Source organism: Archangium sp. (assembly GCF_036388035.1).
Lineage (GTDB): Bacteria > Myxococcota > Myxococcia > Myxococcales > Myxococcaceae > Archangium.
In genome coordinates this window covers 1-15,944 of sequence record NZ_DASVSO010000488.1, presented here as the reverse complement: position 1 = coordinate 15,944, position 15,944 = coordinate 1, and the positions used below count along the sequence as shown (strand labels likewise).

At 70.8% G+C, this 15,944-nt stretch carries 15 protein-coding genes and 2 pseudogenes; 7 read left to right on the top strand and 10 right to left on the bottom strand.

The window, feature by feature from the left end; genetic code table 11:
* Positions 1–700 (bottom strand): annotated as a pseudogene (locus VF697_RS19725) (trehalase); the annotation flags it as partial.
* A gap of 234 nt (positions 701–934) precedes the next feature.
* Here VF697_RS19725 and VF697_RS19720 point away from each other — a divergent pair.
* Together VF697_RS19720 and VF697_RS19715 are read left to right on the top strand one after the other, a co-directional pair.
* Positions 935–2,209 carry a hypothetical protein gene (locus tag VF697_RS19720; RefSeq protein ID WP_414641323.1) on the top strand — a complete coding sequence of 425 codons (1,275 nt, stop codon included), beginning with the start codon at positions 935–937 and terminating at the stop codon, positions 2,207–2,209.
* A 161-nt stretch (positions 2,210–2,370) separates the two neighbouring features.
* Positions 2,371–2,997: a hypothetical protein gene (locus VF697_RS19715; protein WP_331097231.1), complete on the top strand. Its 627-nt coding sequence runs from the start codon at positions 2,371–2,373 to the stop codon at positions 2,995–2,997.
* 6 nt (positions 2,998–3,003) lie between these two features.
* Here the strand turns inward: VF697_RS19715 and VF697_RS19710 are convergent, their stop codons facing one another.
* Genes VF697_RS19710 through VF697_RS19700 form a run of 3 tightly spaced genes read right to left on the bottom strand, consistent with a single transcriptional unit; the run spans position 3,004 to position 6,189 of the window.
* Positions 3,004–3,663 carry a response regulator transcription factor gene (locus VF697_RS19710; protein WP_331097229.1) on the bottom strand — a complete coding sequence of 220 codons (660 nt, stop codon included), beginning with the start codon at positions 3,661–3,663 and terminating at the stop codon, positions 3,004–3,006.
* A 4-nt stretch (positions 3,664–3,667) separates the two neighbouring features.
* Positions 3,668–5,890 (bottom strand): serine/threonine-protein kinase, encoded by a 2,223-nt coding sequence (locus VF697_RS19705; protein ID WP_331097227.1) that lies wholly within the window; start codon positions 5,888–5,890, stop codon positions 3,668–3,670.
* Positions 5,887–6,189 carry a hypothetical protein gene (locus VF697_RS19700; protein ID WP_331097225.1) on the bottom strand — a complete coding sequence of 101 codons (303 nt, stop codon included), beginning with the start codon at positions 6,187–6,189 and terminating at the stop codon, positions 5,887–5,889. The genes VF697_RS19705 and VF697_RS19700 overlap by 4 nt, the downstream gene beginning before the upstream one ends.
* Positions 6,190–6,274: 85 nt before the next feature.
* Here VF697_RS19700 and VF697_RS19695 point away from each other — a divergent pair, with 85 nt between their 5' ends.
* On the top strand, positions 6,275–7,987 hold the full coding sequence (locus VF697_RS19695) for an HAD-IG family 5'-nucleotidase (protein WP_331097223.1): 1,713 nt from the start codon (positions 6,275–6,277) through the stop codon (positions 7,985–7,987).
* Positions 7,988–8,018: 31 nt separating this feature from the next.
* Here VF697_RS19695 and VF697_RS19690 read toward each other — a convergent pair whose 3' ends face one another.
* The 5 genes from VF697_RS19690 to VF697_RS19670 form a co-directional block, all read right to left on the bottom strand.
* Positions 8,019–8,807 carry a class I SAM-dependent methyltransferase gene (locus VF697_RS19690; protein ID WP_331097221.1) on the bottom strand — a complete coding sequence of 263 codons (789 nt, stop codon included), beginning with the start codon at positions 8,805–8,807 and terminating at the stop codon, positions 8,019–8,021.
* A 7-nt stretch (positions 8,808–8,814) separates the two neighbouring features.
* Positions 8,815–10,980, bottom strand: a complete 2,166-nt coding sequence (locus tag VF697_RS19685; RefSeq protein ID WP_331097220.1) for a diguanylate cyclase — start codon at positions 10,978–10,980, stop codon at positions 8,815–8,817.
* A 2-nt stretch (positions 10,981–10,982) separates the two neighbouring features.
* The gene (locus VF697_RS19680) at positions 10,983–11,219 is read right to left on the bottom strand and encodes an FtsB family cell division protein (protein ID WP_414641322.1); all 237 of its coding nucleotides are present in this window, start codon (positions 11,217–11,219) and stop codon (positions 10,983–10,985) included.
* A gap of 103 nt (positions 11,220–11,322) precedes the next feature.
* Complete coding sequence (locus VF697_RS19675; RefSeq protein WP_331097216.1) at positions 11,323–11,841, bottom strand: TlpA disulfide reductase family protein; 519 nt, start codon at positions 11,839–11,841, stop codon at positions 11,323–11,325.
* Positions 11,838–12,257 carry a transcriptional repressor gene (locus VF697_RS19670; RefSeq protein ID WP_331097233.1) on the bottom strand — a complete coding sequence of 140 codons (420 nt, stop codon included), beginning with the start codon at positions 12,255–12,257 and terminating at the stop codon, positions 11,838–11,840. Before VF697_RS19670 ends, VF697_RS19675 begins: the two co-directional genes overlap by 4 nt.
* A gap of 251 nt (positions 12,258–12,508) precedes the next feature.
* Between VF697_RS19670 and VF697_RS19665 the strand changes: the two genes are divergently transcribed.
* Together VF697_RS19665 and VF697_RS19660 are read left to right on the top strand one after the other, a co-directional pair.
* A complete protein-coding gene (locus VF697_RS19665; RefSeq protein ID WP_331097214.1) occupies positions 12,509–13,720 on the top strand; it encodes a hypothetical protein in 1,212 nt (403 codons plus the stop codon).
* A gap of 19 nt (positions 13,721–13,739) precedes the next feature.
* A pseudogene (locus VF697_RS19660) lies at positions 13,740–13,838 on the top strand (FmdB family zinc ribbon protein); the annotation flags it as partial.
* Positions 13,839–13,912: 74 nt separating this feature from the next.
* Here VF697_RS19660 and VF697_RS19655 read toward each other — a convergent pair.
* The gene (locus VF697_RS19655; protein ID WP_331097237.1) at positions 13,913–14,083 is read right to left on the bottom strand and encodes a hypothetical protein; all 171 of its coding nucleotides are present in this window, start codon (positions 14,081–14,083) and stop codon (positions 13,913–13,915) included.
* A 302-nt stretch (positions 14,084–14,385) separates the two neighbouring features.
* On the opposite strand from VF697_RS19655, the gene VF697_RS19650 reads away from it, so the two are divergent.
* Both VF697_RS19650 and VF697_RS19645 read left to right on the top strand, forming a co-directional pair.
* Complete coding sequence (locus tag VF697_RS19650; protein ID WP_331097212.1) at positions 14,386–14,979, top strand: hypothetical protein; 594 nt, start codon at positions 14,386–14,388, stop codon at positions 14,977–14,979.
* A gap of 13 nt (positions 14,980–14,992) precedes the next feature.
* Positions 14,993–15,736, top strand: a complete 744-nt coding sequence (locus tag VF697_RS19645) for a hypothetical protein (RefSeq protein WP_331097210.1) — start codon at positions 14,993–14,995, stop codon at positions 15,734–15,736.
* The last annotated feature ends 208 nt before the right edge of the window (positions 15,737–15,944 follow it).

The window sequence follows — 15,944 nt, the reverse complement described above, 5'->3', positions numbered from 1 at the left end:
CACCCGGGACGATGTACGGGCGCGGGAGGTAGAGCATCCCAGGCTGGCGCATGAGCGCCTCCCAATCTCCGGCACCGCGGGGCTTCTGGAGCGGCACCATCTCCAGGCCACCGGAACGCCGGGCCTCGGCGCGCAGCCGCTTCAGGGCCTTGCGGTCTCGCGCGGGGACATACACGCGCTGACGGCCCTCCGGATCCTTCACCGGCATCACCTGGAGGGCCTTCTTCAAGTCCTCCGCCCGGTCCGAGCGACGGACGAGCCCATCCCAGCCCTGGTCGAGCAACCGCCGCAGCGCATCGGTGCGCGACACCAGCATCCGCTCCACGGGCAGCCCGGGGGCATCACCCCGCCCCTCGAGGATCTCCTCGGCGAGCACGTCCGCGGCGTGCGAGAGCCGCTCCGCGCCGGCCAGCTCCAGGCGCACGCCCGGGCCGAGCTCGAGGTCCACCGCGAAGCGCAACCCGAGCTCCCGCGCGCGCTCGGCGTCCCGGGCCGTGAGCCGACCATCGCCGTCGAGATCCAGGGCCGCCAGCACGTCGTAGGCGAGGCGCGCGGTCGCCGTGGAGAGGGAGAGGACCCCCGGCGTCGCGGGCGGGGCGAGTGGCTCGGGGGCGCGCTCGGAGGCGACGCGCTGGGAGAGCCGATGCTGCGAGGAGAGGGCGGAGCGGAGGAGACGGGAGGAAGGCGTCCGGGTGGGCACTTTCGACCTTCTGCGAGGAGGCGGAGAGGAGCGCAAGGTACACGAGTCCTCGGCAATCCCTGACTCCTTCCACGGGCCCGCTCTTCCGGCAGCCGTGCGGGCAGCTCCGGGATGATCTGGTTTGTGTTCAAATGTCTTGGAGAACGTTGTCCCTCGAATGGCTTGGAGCGACGCGCATGCGGGTCGCTACCCTGCGGTCCGATCCACCCCGTTCCCACACCCGGAGATTCCATCGTGGTCGAAGGCTCCTCGCGCCCGTCGTTCCGCTTCCTCCTCCCCTCCACGCTGTTGCTGGCCCTCCTGTCGATGGGGCTGCCAGCCCGCGCCGAGGCGGGCCCCACCCCGCTGGAGGACAACCGCCGCATCACCCAGGGCTACATTCAGATCGCCTATGAGCTGGGCGGCCTGCTCGACCCCCACCTCCAGCCCGGAGGCAGCAGCAACGTCCGTCCCAACTGGTTCGTCTTCGCACCGCACGCCTCCCAGACGGGTGGACAGGGCATGCTCGGCGCGGCCCTCGCGCGGCGCATGATCGACGCGGCCCGGGGTCAGCCCTCGCTCTCGGTGGCCCACGCGCTCGACAGGCTCGGCGTCTCCGGCGACGTGCGGCTCACCCTCCAGAACCTCTCCCTGGAGCTCGTGGTGCGCGGCCTGCCCATCGACGCGGCCACGTCCCTCGCCTCGCTCACCCGGGCCATGAACATGGAGGCGCTGGCCGATCCGCGCACCTTCACCGCCACCGCCTCGCGCTTCGCCTCGCTCTACTGGAGCGCGCCGGCCATGCACCCGCTCGACAAGACCGAGTCCGTCGTCCTCACGCTGGAGCGCACCCTGCACGAGGGCAACCTGGCCATCTTCACGGACATCGGCGGCTCGGCGCTCCTCTACCTCGACTGGCGCCGGGGAGCCGTTGGCGCGGTGACGCCCGAGCGCGTGCTCACGGAGTTCTCGCTCCCGGACGCCGTGCCCGCGGAGTCCCAACAGGCCTACGACTACGCGCTGGCCCACGTCCAGGACTCGCCCCGGCCCTACCAGTTCGCCACCCTCTTCCCGGGCATGCACTGGAAGAGCCTGCTGGTGGCGGCCTTCGCCCTCTATGAGGAGGCCCGCCGCGCGCCCACTCCCGCCGAGCGCGACGCGCTCATCGCCCTGGGCAACAACTACGTGGCCTGGCGCGAGCAGCACGACATGGCGCAGCCCGTCTTCACCCCGGCCGTGCCCCACCCCGACGAGGTCTCCCGCTCCAAGCTGCTCGAGGCCCTCACGCCCATGCTCAAGACGGACTTCGGCACCCTGGAGTGGACCTACACCGACTACGCGTACAGCCAGCCGGATCGGGACGGCAGCCTCCTGACCTCGCCGCCCACCGAGTACAGCTGGGCCGTCTTCTGGGACCGCTGGACCGGCATCCTCTACGCCTTCGACCAGGCATATGGTGCGCCCTCGGCCCTGTGGACCATGCCGGAGCCGCTGGTGGATCCCACCGCCGAGCCGGCCAACGGCACCTGAGTCGATGGGCTCATCCGGTGCCTGAGCAGGCAGGCAGGCACCGGACTCCAGCGGTCGGGTGTTGAACCGGACAGTCCGTCCGCGCGGTACGCGACGAGTCGTGGGCGGCTCGGACCGGCGGCAAACTGGAGGTGCCTCTCATCTCTGCTACCATTCGCAACATGTTGGCGCCCCTGCCCCCCCGCCTCCGGCTGCTGCTCTCGGGTCTCGTGTGGACCGTGCTCCTGCACGGTGCCTGCGAGGCCTTCCGGATGGGCTCCACCGTGCTCGTCCTCTTCGCCGGGGTGGTGTTCGCCACCGTGGTGCGCTGGGGCCGCGAGTCCAACGTGGGGGCCGGAGCGACGACGCTCGCGGGGGCGCTCACCAAGACGGCGGAGAAGGACGAGCCGTTCCAGCGCGAGCCGATTCGGACGAAGGTCGTGGCCCTTCCCTTCCAGCGCACCCTCGGGGCGCGGGTGAAGATCTGGGTCAGCGGCCTGGGGCTCCTGGCGTGTGGGCTGTTGTGGCTCGTCGTCGCCACCCTCCTCTTCCTGCCGGATCCCGCCCCCGAGTCCCTGCACGTCAACACCAACCTGGATCTGCTCACCGTCACCCTGCTGCTGACGGTGCTCTTCGGCGTGGTGCTCCGCTCGGGCCTGCGCGGGCCGGCCGATCCGCTCGCGCCCAAGGAGAGCAGGACGGGCCCCGGTGACGTCCTCCCGTTCGACGAGGAGGAGAACGTCGGCACGGATCCGAGGCAGCCCCGCGGCAAGAAGTCCCACCTGCGGCTGGTGCGCCCCGCCCCGTAGCGCGGGTCAGAGCTCCACGATGCCCGCGCGCAGGGCGAGCACCACCGCCTCCACGTGCGAGTTGACGCCCATCTTCCGGTAGAGGTGGGACAGGTGCGTGCGCACCGTGCGCCGCTCCAGCGTCATCACCCGCCCCACCTCGGCGTTGGACAGGCCCTTGGCCACGTAGCGCAGCACGTCGAACTCGGCCGGCGTCAGGCCCCACGGGTTCTGCTTGTCCGGCTCGGGCGGCCTGGCCTGGATGGACTGGAAGTAGTTCCAGAAGCGCCGGGCGATGATGGGCTCCAGCACCGTGCCGCCCTCCATCACCTCGCGGATGCCCGAGCGGATCTTCTCCGGCCCCACCCTCTTCACCAGGTAGCCCGAGGCCCCCGCTTGAATCGCCTCGTACACCTTCTGCTCGTCCTCGAAGGACGTGAGGATGAGCACCTCCACCTCGGGGGCCCGGCGCTTCACCCGCCGCGTCACCTCGATTCCGTTGATGCCCGGCAGCTCCAGGTCCAACAGCACCAGCTGCGGGCGCACGCGCACCAGCTCCTCCACGGCCTGCTCGCCGTCCTGGGCGCTGCCCACCACCTCCAGCTCGGGGAAGGTCGCCAGCACCTTCAGGAGGTTGCGCAGCAGGGTCGGCTGATCCTCGACGACGAAGACGCGGGTCCGGTCCATGGGCTCAACGGTTGGGGGAGTGCTTGAAGACCTGCTCCAGCTTCTTGTGCTCACCACGCTCGAGGCGCACCTCGAACAGCTCGCGCTGCCGCGGCAGCCCGAGCGTCTCCACGATGATCTCCCGCGAGCCCGACTTCACCGGGTAGCGCACCAGCGGCAGGTTGCGCTTCACCCTCACGCCGTCGATGTAGGCGCGCGCCGGGAGGTTGGCGTCGATCGACAGGTAGGCGACGGCCCTGCGGGAGTCCTCGGCCGCCGGGGCGTCGGAGGTCACCACCGGCTCCGGGGGCGCGGTGGGGCGGGCCTTGGGCGGCGGCTCGGGGGCCGGCGCGGGGGGCTGCTGAAGGTACTGCTCCACGGCGCCGCTGACCGCGGACACCTTGGGATCCGTGTCCGGCTGCTGGCGCTGCGCGAACTTCCACACGCCGAGCCCGAAGAACACCGCCCCCACCAGCGCGCTCACCCCCGCGAGGACCAGCATCCGGCGTCGGCGCCGAGCGTCCTCCATGAGGTTGCGCTCCTCGGTGAACATGCGGCGCGAGCCCCTCACCGCCGGCACCTCCGAGGTGGGCGGGGGCATGGGGATGTACGAGCGATCCGGCTCGCCCGCCGGCCGCGACTCGGACGCGTGGCCGCGCACCAGCGAGGGCGGGAGGCGCGCCCGCGACACGGTGCCCTCGGACACGCGCGAGCGGCTCACCGTCACCTCGGGCTCGATCTTCGCGGTGTCGATCCGATCCTCCGGATCTCCCGTCTCGGGCTCGGGCGTGGGCTCGGGTTTGGGCTCGGCGGGGCGGGTGAAGTCCTCCACCACCCGCAGGCGCGGATTCTTGCCGACGCGCGTCCCCTCCTTCGCGGCGGGCGGCGGCACGGGGGCCCGGCGCGGCTTGGGCGCGGCCCCCGGAGGAGCCACCCACGTCTGCTCGTCCTCTCCCGGCCCCGAAGGAGCGCCGCGCTGCACCTCGGCGCCCGCCTTCGGCCCGACGTGGGTGACCTCGGCGCCCGCCTTGGTCCCCACCTGGGTGACTTCACGCCCCGCCTTGGGCCCGAAGTGGGTGACCTCGGCCGGCTCCTTCCCGGACACCGAGCCCTGCGTGAAGATGTAGGTGGACTCGAGCACCCGGGGATCCAGCGCGGGCGCGGCCACGGGCGCCGGAGCCACCACGGAGGGCTCGGGCTGGTACTCCTCGAAGGCGGGCGGGGCCTCCATGGTGTCGGCCTCGCTGAGGGCCGGACTGAAGGAGGGCCGCACCACCACGGACTTCTCCAGCGCGTCCGCGCTCACCTGGGCCAGCGACACGCCGGAGATGGGCGTCAGGGAGAAGCGCTCGGAGAAAGGCACCGGCCCGAGCGCCCCGACGGACACCTCGTTGGGGAAGAGCTCGCCCACGAAGCGGCGCGACTCCTCGAAGCCGGGCAGGCCGCCATTGGTGGCGAGGAAGTTGCGCAGCGCGCCGGCGAACTCGGCGCAGGAGCGGAAGCGGCGCGAGGGCGTGGCGTCCACCGCGCGCAGGATGATCGGATCCAACCGCGCGTGGATGCGGCGATCCAACCGGCTGGGCGGAGGCAGGCCAGCGCGGCGGGTGCTGACACCGCCCTCGGGGATGACGGCCTCGCGCAGGGTGAGCAGCTCGTAGGCGATGGCGCCGATGGAGTAGAGGTCCGAGAGCACGTCGGGGGACTCGCCGCGACCGACCTCGGGGGCGCGGTAGGCGCTGCGGCCCCGGCCGGCGAAGGCGCGCTTGAGCTCGGGCACGGCCAGGAGTGCCTGGAGCGCGCCGAAGTCCCCCACGAAGGGCTGGCCGGCGCGCGAGAGCAGCACGTTGCCCGGGGTGATGGCGCCGTGGACGACCCCCACCGCGTGGGCGTGCTCCACGGACTCCAGCATCTGGATGATGATGGAGAGCGCGATGGACGGCGGGAGGAGGACCTCCTTGGTGTTGAGCCGCTGCAGGGCAGTGCCCAGGGAGTGGCCGTCCACCGCCTCGCGCACCACGGCGAGCCGGTTCTTCACGAAGCCGATGTCGAGGACGTGGACGATGCCCTCGGGGTGCAGCGGGTTGAGCACGCTGTACGTCCCGGCCAGCACGGTGGCATAGCGCGGATCGGACGTCTTCGGGTTGAAGAGCTTGATGACGAGCTTGGGGCCACCGGGCTCCTGGACGGCCTCGTACAGCTCGGCGAGCTCTCCGGACTCGATGCGGCCGGTCAACCGGTAGGCGCTCATGCCTTCCTCTTCCGGAGCCGGACGGCGTCGAGCTGGAAGCCGCACCACACACACGCCTCCCCCCGGGCGCCCGGAGGCAGCTCCAGGGTGCAGCCCGGGCAGCGGGGGCGCGGCCGGCTGTTGACGCGGGGAGCGGCCACGGCCTTGCGCCGCACCTGGCCCGAGGCGCGCGGGGGCTTCGCCCCGGCCGAGCCGCGCACGAGGACCTCGAGCCGGCGGACCCGGTCCTCCAGGGCTTCGATGCGGGCGGCCAGCCGCGCGGGGCTCTCGGCGTCGGGCGGGGGGCGTCGGGCGGGCATGCGGGTCCCCGAGCGTGCCACGTCGCCTCATGCGCCCGCAAGGAGGGAGGGCCCGAGTGCGTGGTGCCCCAGGAGGGCGCGTGTTATGTCTTTCTGTCCTGTGTCACCGAAACTCTCACCGACCGGACCCATCCCCGGGAGCCCGACGACCTCGGACCCCCTCCACGGCAGCTTCCGCTCCTCGCTCAACCGGGCCCACGCCGAGGAAGCCGAGCGGCGCACGCAGCTCCTGCTGGCGGACGACAAGCTCGCTCGCCTGCTGAGCGTGCCGCAGGTGCAGACGCGCCAGGTGCCGCGCTCGCGGGACATCTTCGTCAACCGCAACCTGCGCATGGCCAGTGTCGAGCTGATCGGCTTCGACATGGACTACACGCTGGCCATCTACCACATGCGCCGGCTGGAGCAGCTCGCCTACGACATGACGCTGGCCAGGCTCATCTGCGAGCGCGGCTACCCGGCCCTCATTGGACAGCTCCAGTACGACCACCACTTCGTGATGCGCGGGCTGGCGGTGGACAAGGAGAACGGCAACCTGCTGAAGATGGACCGCTTCGGCTACGTGGGGCGGGCCTGGCACGGGCTGCGGCCCCTCGAGCGCGAGGTGTGGAAGAAGCTGTACCGCAACCAGCGGGTGCGGCTGAAGAACCCGCAGTTCGCGTGGATCGACACGCTCTTCGCCCTGCCCGAGGCGTGGCTCTTCGCTGGCGTCATCGAGGTGCTGGAGTCGCTGGGCCAGCGGGTGGACTACGGCAAGCTGTACGACGACATCCGCGAGTCGATCGACGCGGTGCACCGGGACAACTCGCTCAAGCGCGAGGTGCGCAAGGACCTGGGGCGCTACATCTTCCAGGATCCGGAGCTGGGCCCGGCGCTGCACAAGCTGCGCTCGGGGGGCAAGCGGCTGTTCCTGCTGACGAACTCGGCGTGGGACTACACGGACGCGGTGATGCGCTACCTGCTGGACGGCCAGCAGGCGGAGTACCCGAGCTGGCGCAACTACTTCGACTACATCGTGACGCTGGCGGCCAAGCCGGCCTTCTTCTCGGAGCAGCGGCCCTTCCTGGAGCTGGAGACGGCGGGGCCCGGCGAGGAGGCGCGCGTGGTGGGCGAGGCCCGGGAGGTGGAGCGCGGCAAGGTGTACCAGGGCGGCAACCTGGCGCAGTTCGAGCGGCACACCGGCTACGCGGGCGAGGGCGTGCTGTACGTGGGGGACCACATCTACGGGGACATCCTCAAGTCGAAGAAGTCCTCGCTGTGGCGCACGTGCATGATCGTCCAGGAGATCGAGGACGAGATCACCTACACGGACAACCAGCGGGAGCGGATCGAGAAGCTGGCCGAGGTGGAACTGGCGCGGGAGCGGCTGGACGACGAGGTGGCGCACCACAAGGGGCAGCTCAACGCGTTGGATCGAAAGCTGGAGCGCGACGGGCAGTCGGCCGAGGAGCTGGCGTGGCTGGAGGAAGAGCGCAAGCGGCTGAAGGTGGAGCTGGACACGCTGCGGCGGGCGCTACGGGAGGCGACGGACATCGCCGACACGCTGGAGCGCGAGGTGGAGGAAGGCTTCAACCCGTACTGGGGGCTGCTCTTCAAGGAGGGCAATGAGAACAGCCGGTTCGGCGAGCAGGTGGAGCGCTACGCGTGCCTGTACACGAGCCGGGTGTCGAACTTCCTGCACGACTCGCCCATGCAGTACTACCGCTCGCCGAGGGATTTGATGCCGCACGAGCAGGCCGGCGCGGGGTCGGCGAAGCTGTCGCAGGTGGGCAGCGAGGGTCCCCCCAAGGGCGAGGGCTGAGCCATCTCGCCTCCACCGTCTTGGCGAGCGCTCAGGTGCTTCCCGGCACGCGGCCCCAGATGACGGAGGTGTACCGGGAGCCGGGCTCGGACTCGAGCCCCAGCTTCTTCAGGTCCTCCGAGTGCTTCGCCCCCTTCACCACCACCCACCGCCGCGCCACGCGCCGGGCCTCCTCCAGTGTCTCGGGGGTGAGTGGCGCGTGCTCGGCGAAGCGGCGGAGCATCTCGAAGCCCGGCTGGGACTTCTTGGGCTTCTCGAACATCGGATCGAAGAAGACGACGTCGAACGAGCCCGAGGGCAGTGAGCGCAGATGCGCGTGCGCATCCGCGTGGATCGCCTCCACGCGGCAGGACTGGGGGCCGTAGTCGTAGGCGTTGAGGCCCTCGGACACGACGGCGAACAGGGCGAGGCTCTTCTCCAGGGCCACCACCCGCCCCGAAGGCCCGACCGCCAGGGCCGCCACCAGCGCGTCCTGCCCGAGCCCCAGGGTGCAGTCGAGCACGTGGTCTCCCGCGCGCAGCTCCGCCACGCGGAGCAAGGCGTCATCCTGCTGCCCGGAGAGGATGCGCAGCCGGCGCAGGTGGGCCATGCCGGGGTTGAAGCTGAAGGAGCCCTCGGGGTCCCAGAGGGTGACGCCCTCGCGCTCGAAGACGAGGAGCGCGTCCGCCGCGGACTTCAGCAGCGGGCCCATGGGCTCCTTCTTGCGCCTCGGGAGGAAGGGCAGGCCCCACTGGCGCGCGGCCTCGCGGGCCCGGGCCACCTGGGAGTCCTCGGGCTTTCCGTTGCTGAGGGTGACGGCGAGGGGGACGCGGGGCTTCACGGAAGGCTCACCCCTCGACGACCTGGAGCTTCCTGCCGCCCTGCGCCTCGGCCACCGTCACCGACTGGTTCCGGCCGTGCCGCTTCGCGTAGTACAGGCACTGGTCCGCCTGCTCCACCAGCACCAGCTTGTCCGTGCCGTGGTCCGGCGCCGTGGCGATGCCCAGCGACAGCGTGATCTTCAGCGGGCCCATCTCCGTCTGGAAGACCTCGGCCTTGATCGCCTCGCGGATGCGCTCGGCGATGACCTTGGCGCCCTTGGCGTCCGTCTCCGGCAGGAGGATGGCGAACTCCTCGCCGCCGTAGCGCGCGACGATGTCCGTGTCCCGCGCATGCTCCTTCAGGATGCGCGCCACGCCCTTGAGCACCTGATCGCCCGTCAGGTGGCCATAGGTGTCGTTGACGCTCTTGAAGTGGTCCACGTCCGTGAGCATGAGCGAGCACTTGCGCCCGTAGCGCCGCGAGTGGGCCAGCATCTCGTCCGCCTTCGCCTGGAAGGTGCGGTTGTTGTACAGGCCCGTCATGCCGTCCGTGGTGGCCATGCGCTCCATCTGCTCGTAGAGCTGGGCGCGCAGCACCGCCTGGGCCGCCTGGATGGCGATGACCTCCAGCATCCGCAGCACGTCATGGTCCAGGGCCGTCTTGCGGCGCGAGCCGGCCACCAGCGTGCCGAGGATGCGGTCTCCCGCCATGAGGGGGAAGATCTTCAGCGCGCCGAGGCCGCGCACCTGCGTCTCCTCGTCGAAGATGACCTGCCGATCCATGGCCTTGAGGTCGCGCCCCGGGAGCGGCGCGCCGTAGCGCACCACGTTGGCCACCAGCCCGTTGTTGTCCGGGAAGGTGCGGCCCTCGAGCGCCTTGCTGCCCTGCGCCGTGACGCCGAGCATCCGCGTCACCTTGTGGACGCGCTTGCCGTCCTGCTCGCTCACGATGGTGACGGCGCAGAAGTCCAGGCCCGCGAGCTGCCGCGCGCTCTCGAGCACCGCGAGGAACACCTGATCCGGGCTGCCGGCGCGGTTGAGCTCCTCGATGGCGCGGAAGAACCGGTCCTTCTCGTCGCGCGTCTTGCGGATGTACGTCATCACCCGCTCCACCTCGATGGAGCGCAGCACCTCGGCGGCGATGGTGGTGAAGAGCTTCTCGTCGTCATCCGAGAAGGGGTTGTGCGTGGCCCGATCCGCCACGAGCACGCCGCGCACCAGCCCGCTGCCCTCGATGATGGGCACGGCGAGCACGGCCCCGAGCGAGGGCGCGCTCCCGTCGTACCAGGTAATCCCCTTGAGCCCGTGGGCCGAGTGCATGCGCACCGGGGCCCGGCGCTTGAGCACCCCGCCCAGCATCCCCTCCCCCGCGGTGAAGCTCTCGCGCTGCACGCGATCGGACATGCTGCGGCAGTCGTACAGCTTGAGCCCCTTGTCGTCCGAGGTGAGCAGGAAGGCCGCGCAGGTGTGGGTGCGCAGGGACATCTCGGCGATCTCCAGCGCGGCGCCCACCGCGCCCTCGATCTCCTTCACCGAGGCGACGAGCCACTTCTCCTCGTCCTTCACGTCCGGGGCGTTGTCGTGGGCACCGGGGTTGACGAGGCGGAAGGTGCGCGCGCGCTCCTCCACCTCCTTGATGCGCTTCTCCACGGCGGAGCTCTCGGCGTGGCGGGCCGCGGCGATGCGGGCGGAGAGCACCAGGTGGTACAGGCCGGCGAAGAGCGAGAGGAAGAGCGCGTGGGTGAGGAAGCTGGTGAGGCTGCGCTCCGGGCCCTGGAGGGAGATGACCGCGTCGAACGCCAGGGCCACGCCCAGCAGGGACAGGCCCGCGTTGCGCTGCAGGAAGGCCACCAGGAAGGCCATGAGCAGGTAGATGAGGGGGAAGATCTCTCCCCCGGCGATGGACACCACGATGAAGGCCGAGGCGACGAGCACCCCGCCCAGCTCCAGGTCATCGCGGAAGTAGAGCGGAGCGCCCACGGCGCCCCGGGTGAAGCGGCGCCAGGCCACCACGCCCAGTCCGGCGAGCAGGAAGAGGACGAGGGAGGCGTCCGTCCAGCCCAGGGTGAGGAGGCCGCGGAAACCGCCTCGGGCCAGGTGGGTGAAGGCGGCCAGCACCGCCACGCCGGGCACGGCCCGGATGAACGGGCGCAGGAGCTTGGAGACTGGAGGAACGGCCGAGAGGACGGTCATACTTACTCCAGGTGGAAGACGAGCTCGCCCGGCTTGACGTAGCCGAGCTCCTCACGGGCGGCGCGCTCGAGGGCGGCGGGATCGTTGCGCAGGGCGTTGATCTCCCGAAGGAGGATGTCGTTCTGGGCGGAGAGGGCGCGGTTGCGCTCGTGGATCGTCTCCACGTCCTGGCGCAAGCGCAGGTAGCGACGGAAGCCCTTGGCGTCCACCGCCGAGACCAGCGTGAGGAGCGCGGCCACACACGCCGCTATGCCGAGGAGCTTTCGCCGCACCGTCATGAGTGCGCGGAAGGTACCAGCGGCGACACCCCCGGCAAGAAATCCGCTCCAGCCCTGTAGCGCTTCAGCGACGCAGCAACGTCTCCACGGCCTTCGACATGTCCTCGTGGCCGGCCATGCCCTGCCACGCGCCGGCCACCTGCCCCTCCTTGTCCAGGAGGAAGGTGGCGGGCAGCGCGGGAATGAGCCCGAAGGCGCTCTGTCCCTGCTGCATGCCCTCGTTGGACACCAGGACGGGGAAGTTCAGCGCGTACTGCTCGGCGAAGGGGGTCAGCACCCGGGGCCCTTCCAGATCCATGCCCACCAGCACCACCTGGAAGCCCTGGGGGCCATACTCCTTCTGGAGGGCCTCCAGCGTGGGCAGCTCCGCCAGACACGGGAAGCACCAGGTGGCGAAGAAGGACACCAGCACCACGCGCCCGGGCAGCCGGCGCCAGTCGTACGGGGTGGGCCCCACCGAGGGCAGCAGCAGCGAGCGCAGGTAGGGAGAGGGCCCCGAGGCCTCGGGCCCCTCGGGCACCCGGCGACACCCGGCCAGGACCAGGGCCAGCACGCAGCCCAGGACCAGCGCCGAGCGCCTCATGCCTCGCTCTTGGGCAGGGGGGTCCGCTGGCAGTTCCGGCACAGCCCGTACAGCTCCATCTTGTGCGACGTCACGGTGAAGCCGTGCTTGCGCGCCACCGCGTCCTGCATCTGCTCGATGCGGTCGTCCTCGAACTCGACGATGGTGCCGCAGTGGGTGCAGATGAGGTGGTCATGGTGCTCGCGGCCGGCGGCGGCCTCGTAGCGCGTCTGCCCGTCGCCGAAGTTGCGCGCATGGGCCAGGCCGCACTCGTTGAGCAGCTTCATCGTCCGGTACACCGTGGCCACCGACACCTTGGCGTCCTGCTGGCGGACCTTGTTCCACAGCTCCTCGACGGACAGGTGGCCGCCCACCGAGAAGAAGGTGTCGATGATGAGGCTGCGCTGGCGCGTGCTCTTCAGCCCGTGCTGGGCCATGTAGCGCTGGAGGACTTCGTCCTTCTCCTGGTTCACGGCTCGCCCGCCTCCCAAGCCACCTGGATGGCCCCTCGGCCCGCCGGGTGTCCACCGGCCGAACATCCGGACCGCACGGTCCCCGGCCCGGGTGTGACACCGACTTGCACCTTCCGCTGGCTGTTTAGATTGGGGCCCGTCGGATTCATTGACACCCGTCTGCCAGCAAAGATAGAGGCACCCGGCCTCGTAAACGAGCATTTTTCCGCAACTTTATGAACACTCCCTGGCAGAGACAGCGGCAACCCGATGACGTCCCCACCCCCGTGGCGGTGGCCGTCTCCGACTACTGCCGGCGAGCGAAATCGCCCGCAACCCCCACCGAGGTCCGTGAGGCGCTCGCCCTGCTGGCCGAGGCCGACGACTTCCGCGTGCGCACCTTGACCGACACTGAGCCCCAGGCCCGGCCCCTCGGACCGTTCGCGGTGGTGGACGTGCTCAACGGCACGGCGCCGGAGCTTGCCGCGAAGCGTCAGGAGTGCGGCTACTACGAGGTGGTGCAGGAGCTGGCCCGGGTGCACGAGGAGAAGCGGCCCCCCGCGCCGGCTCCCACCCCGGATGTGCCCACCTTCGCCACGCCGGCCCCGCGCCCGGCCAACGTGCCCGCGAAGCCGGAGCGCGCCCCCAAGTCGAGCGGCGAGACGATCCAGGCGCGGATCGCCCCCCGCAAGCGCGCCGCCGTGGAGGAGACGCCCTACGAGGCCGAGGAGACCGAGGAAGCCCCCAGCTTCCTCAAGAGGGAGCTGCCCAAGCCGCGCGGGCGCTTCACCCGCCTGGACGCTCCCAAGACGAGCTTCCAGGAGCTGACGCGCGCCTCGGGCAAGGAGACGCTGGAGGCGGCGCTGGAAGCGCACGATCACCGCTTCGCGCTGCTCAACTCGCTGGCCAACCAGTACAACGGCGCCCGGGGCGACCTGACGTTGTCGGAGCTGGAAGGAGTGCTGGGGGCCCACGGGTTGATGGAGGCCATGGCATCCCGTGAGCGACAGGCCCTCCTCGCCGGCTACACCGAGCACCGCGGCGCCGCGGGCCGGGTCGGCTGGGCGCTGGGGCTCAGCCCCTCCGAGCTCAAGCAGCTCGAGACGAAGCTGGGCCTCTCCCAGGAGGTCGAGGAGGTGCGCGAGCGCTTCCGTCGCGAGGCGCTCACCTCGCGCCATCTCACCCAGCGGTTGGATCTGCTCGGGCGCGACAAGTACCTGGCCGACTTGGGAATCAAGAAACGTTTCACGGACATGCTCCGCCGGGAGCTCGAGGTGCTGGTGCGCGACGAGCTCTCGGGGGCCACCACCGTGGCCACGCTCGCCGAGGTGGTGGGCCGCAAGCACGGAGCGCCGTCCGAACTCGTGCTGCGCGCTCTCGAGCGCCTGGGAGTGGCCGGGGAGCTGCGCAAGCGGACCTCGAACACTCCCCCTCACTCCACGCCCTGAGAAGGAAGAGGCTACCGTCATGCCCATCTACGAATACGCCTGTCAGTCCTGTGCGAAGACGATCGACGTCCTCCAGAAGGTGAGCGACCCGACGCCCGAGACCTGCTCCGCCTGCGGTGCCCAGGGCTCGCTGAGCAGGGTCGTCAGCCGCACCAGCTTCGTCCTCAAGGGCGGCGGCTGGTACTCGGACCTCTACAGCTCCACCAAGAAGGACGGGAGCGCGTCCAGCTCCAGCAGCTCGTCCTCGAGCAGCGCCAGCACCAGCAGCTCGACGTCGAGCAGCTCCAGTGGCTCCTCGGACTCGGGCGGCTCCAGCGCGTCGAGCAGCAGCTCGAGCGCCCCGGCCGCGGCGGCCGGCGCCAAGAGCTGAGCGGCGGAAAATTCGCGCGGTCGTAGGAGGAGAGGGAGACTGGCCCCGTGCCATTTCCCCCCTCCAAACGTCCGCCCCGTCGTTGCGTGCTCTGTGGCCATCCGGAGCTCGTGGATGCCCGGGGTCTGGGCCGGTTCCTGCTCGTCCCGGATCTCGATGGCCGTGGCCCCGTGTGTCCGACGCTGAAGGGCTGTGGTGTGCAGCGGCGGAGAGAAGGCGACAACGCGTCGCTGACGCCGAGCCCCCGCTAAGCTAAGGAAGGGCCCCTCACGCGTTTGACGTCGAGGTGCGCCCGATGGTCGTTCCCCTGTTGCTCGCGTCGTTGCTGGCCGCCACCCCCGCGGAGCCGGCCTCCTCCCCCGCCGATCCGACGATCTCCTTCGCCCGCTCCATGGAGGGCCGCCACGCGCGGCTACTGGACGGGCTGGAGCTGGCGGCCACCTTCAAACCCTCCGTGACGCCCCCGCTGCGGCTGACGGACGCCACGCGCTTCGCCCTGATGGGCACTCCCCTTCCCCTGGACACCGGGGGCGGCGTGGACGCGGAGATGCGGCAGGTGCTCGCGCTGGTGCTGGGGCTGTTCCTCGGCTTCGGCACGGGCCACCTGGTGGCGAGAGACCAGGACGGCTTCATCCTGTTCCTCGTGGTGGACCTGGCCATCATCGTGGTGAGCAGCGTCTTCCGGCTCGCCGTGGGCGGCTGGTTCTGGGGGCTGGGAGGCGTCGCGCTGCTCGTCTCGCACGTCATCCAGGGCATCGACGCCCTGGGCAAGGCGGGTGGCCCGCGCCTCGTGGAGGAGACGCGCGAGAAGGCGGTGTGGGTGGCGGATGTCACCGGCGGACGCGAGGCCCCTCTCATCACCACCCGAGCCTTCGCCTTCTCCTTCTGACCGAGGTCCCCCCGTGAAACGACTCCTCGCCCTGCTCGTCCTCCCCCTCCTGGCACTGGCCACCGGCTGCGCGAGCCAGACCCTGCTCAGCGCGGAGGACCGGACGAAGCTCCAGCGCGACCTGACCACCGGCCCGTCGTCGGAGCGCTACCTGAAGGCCTCCAGCTACCTCACCCCGTTCTTCGGGGACGCCTCCAAGCGGCTGCTGACGCCCTACCCGCCGGACGAGGTCCGGCTGATCAACGACACCCAGGGCAACCCCATCAACCCCGGCGCGGTGCAGGCGCTGATGCCGGCGGGCACGAAGGTGCGCGTGCTGAAGGTGGAGTTCCCCACGGCCATGGTGATGGTGGAGCGGGTGCTGTACTCGCCGCGCACGCTGCCGTGGGTGTACCTGGACGTGGAGGGGGCGCCGCCGGGGCCGCCGGTGGTGCTGGTGCTCCCGCCGATGAGCAAGACGCGGGAGGACTTCCTGGCGGAGCTGGACCGGCACCTGCTGGATCACGACCCGGCGCCGCGGATCGCCAGGTTCCAGCCGCGATTCCAGGAGGCCCTCAAGCAGAAGAAGGTTCTCGAGGACATGCCGGAGGCGGCGGTGGAGATGTCCTGGGGCGCGCCGGAGAGCATCCGCCGCACGCTGGACAAGCAGCAGGTGAACCAGGAGTGGATCTACCCGGGCAGCAAGCGCCGGGTGTTCATCACCGACGGCCTGGTCACCCGGATCGAGGAAGGCGCGCCGCCCGCCGTGGCGAAGTGAGAAGCACAGGGGGACCCGCCGGGCTCGAACTCGCGCAACCTGTACACTTAGTGGACAAGTTCGCGGACCGCGCGCCCGGAGTGCCTAGCGGCGGCGGCGCCCACCACCACCGCCACCCCCCCCGCCTCGACGCGTGCCACCCCCACCGCCCCCCCCCGCCAGGGCCTCGCCCGGGCGGGTGAGGCGCGGCCGCGCACCGGCCAACACC

Excerpts from the sequence above, each read along its gene's own strand:
- VF697_RS19675 (WP_331097216.1), bottom strand. The coding sequence starts at position 11,841 with ATGAGGCGCTCGGCGCTGGTCCTGGGCTGCGTGCTGGCCCTGGTCCTG.
- VF697_RS19710 (WP_331097229.1), bottom strand. The coding sequence starts at position 3,663 with ATGGACCGGACCCGCGTCTTCGTCGTCGAGGATCAGCCGACCCTGCTG.
- VF697_RS19650 (WP_331097212.1), top strand. The coding sequence starts at position 14,386 with ATGGTCGTTCCCCTGTTGCTCGCGTCGTTGCTGGCCGCCACCCCCGCG.
- VF697_RS19685 (WP_331097220.1), bottom strand. The coding sequence starts at position 10,980 with ATGACCGTCCTCTCGGCCGTTCCTCCAGTCTCCAAGCTCCTGCGCCCG.
- VF697_RS19705 (WP_331097227.1), bottom strand. The coding sequence starts at position 5,890 with ATGAGCGCCTACCGGTTGACCGGCCGCATCGAGTCCGGAGAGCTCGCC.
- VF697_RS19695 (WP_331097223.1), top strand. The coding sequence starts at position 6,275 with ATGTCTTTCTGTCCTGTGTCACCGAAACTCTCACCGACCGGACCCATC.
- VF697_RS19670 (WP_331097233.1), bottom strand. The coding sequence starts at position 12,257 with ATGGCCCAGCACGGGCTGAAGAGCACGCGCCAGCGCAGCCTCATCATC.
- VF697_RS19665 (WP_331097214.1), top strand. The coding sequence starts at position 12,509 with ATGAACACTCCCTGGCAGAGACAGCGGCAACCCGATGACGTCCCCACC.
- VF697_RS19700 (WP_331097225.1), bottom strand. The coding sequence starts at position 6,189 with ATGCCCGCCCGACGCCCCCCGCCCGACGCCGAGAGCCCCGCGCGGCTG.
- VF697_RS19715 (WP_331097231.1), top strand. The coding sequence starts at position 2,371 with ATGTTGGCGCCCCTGCCCCCCCGCCTCCGGCTGCTGCTCTCGGGTCTC.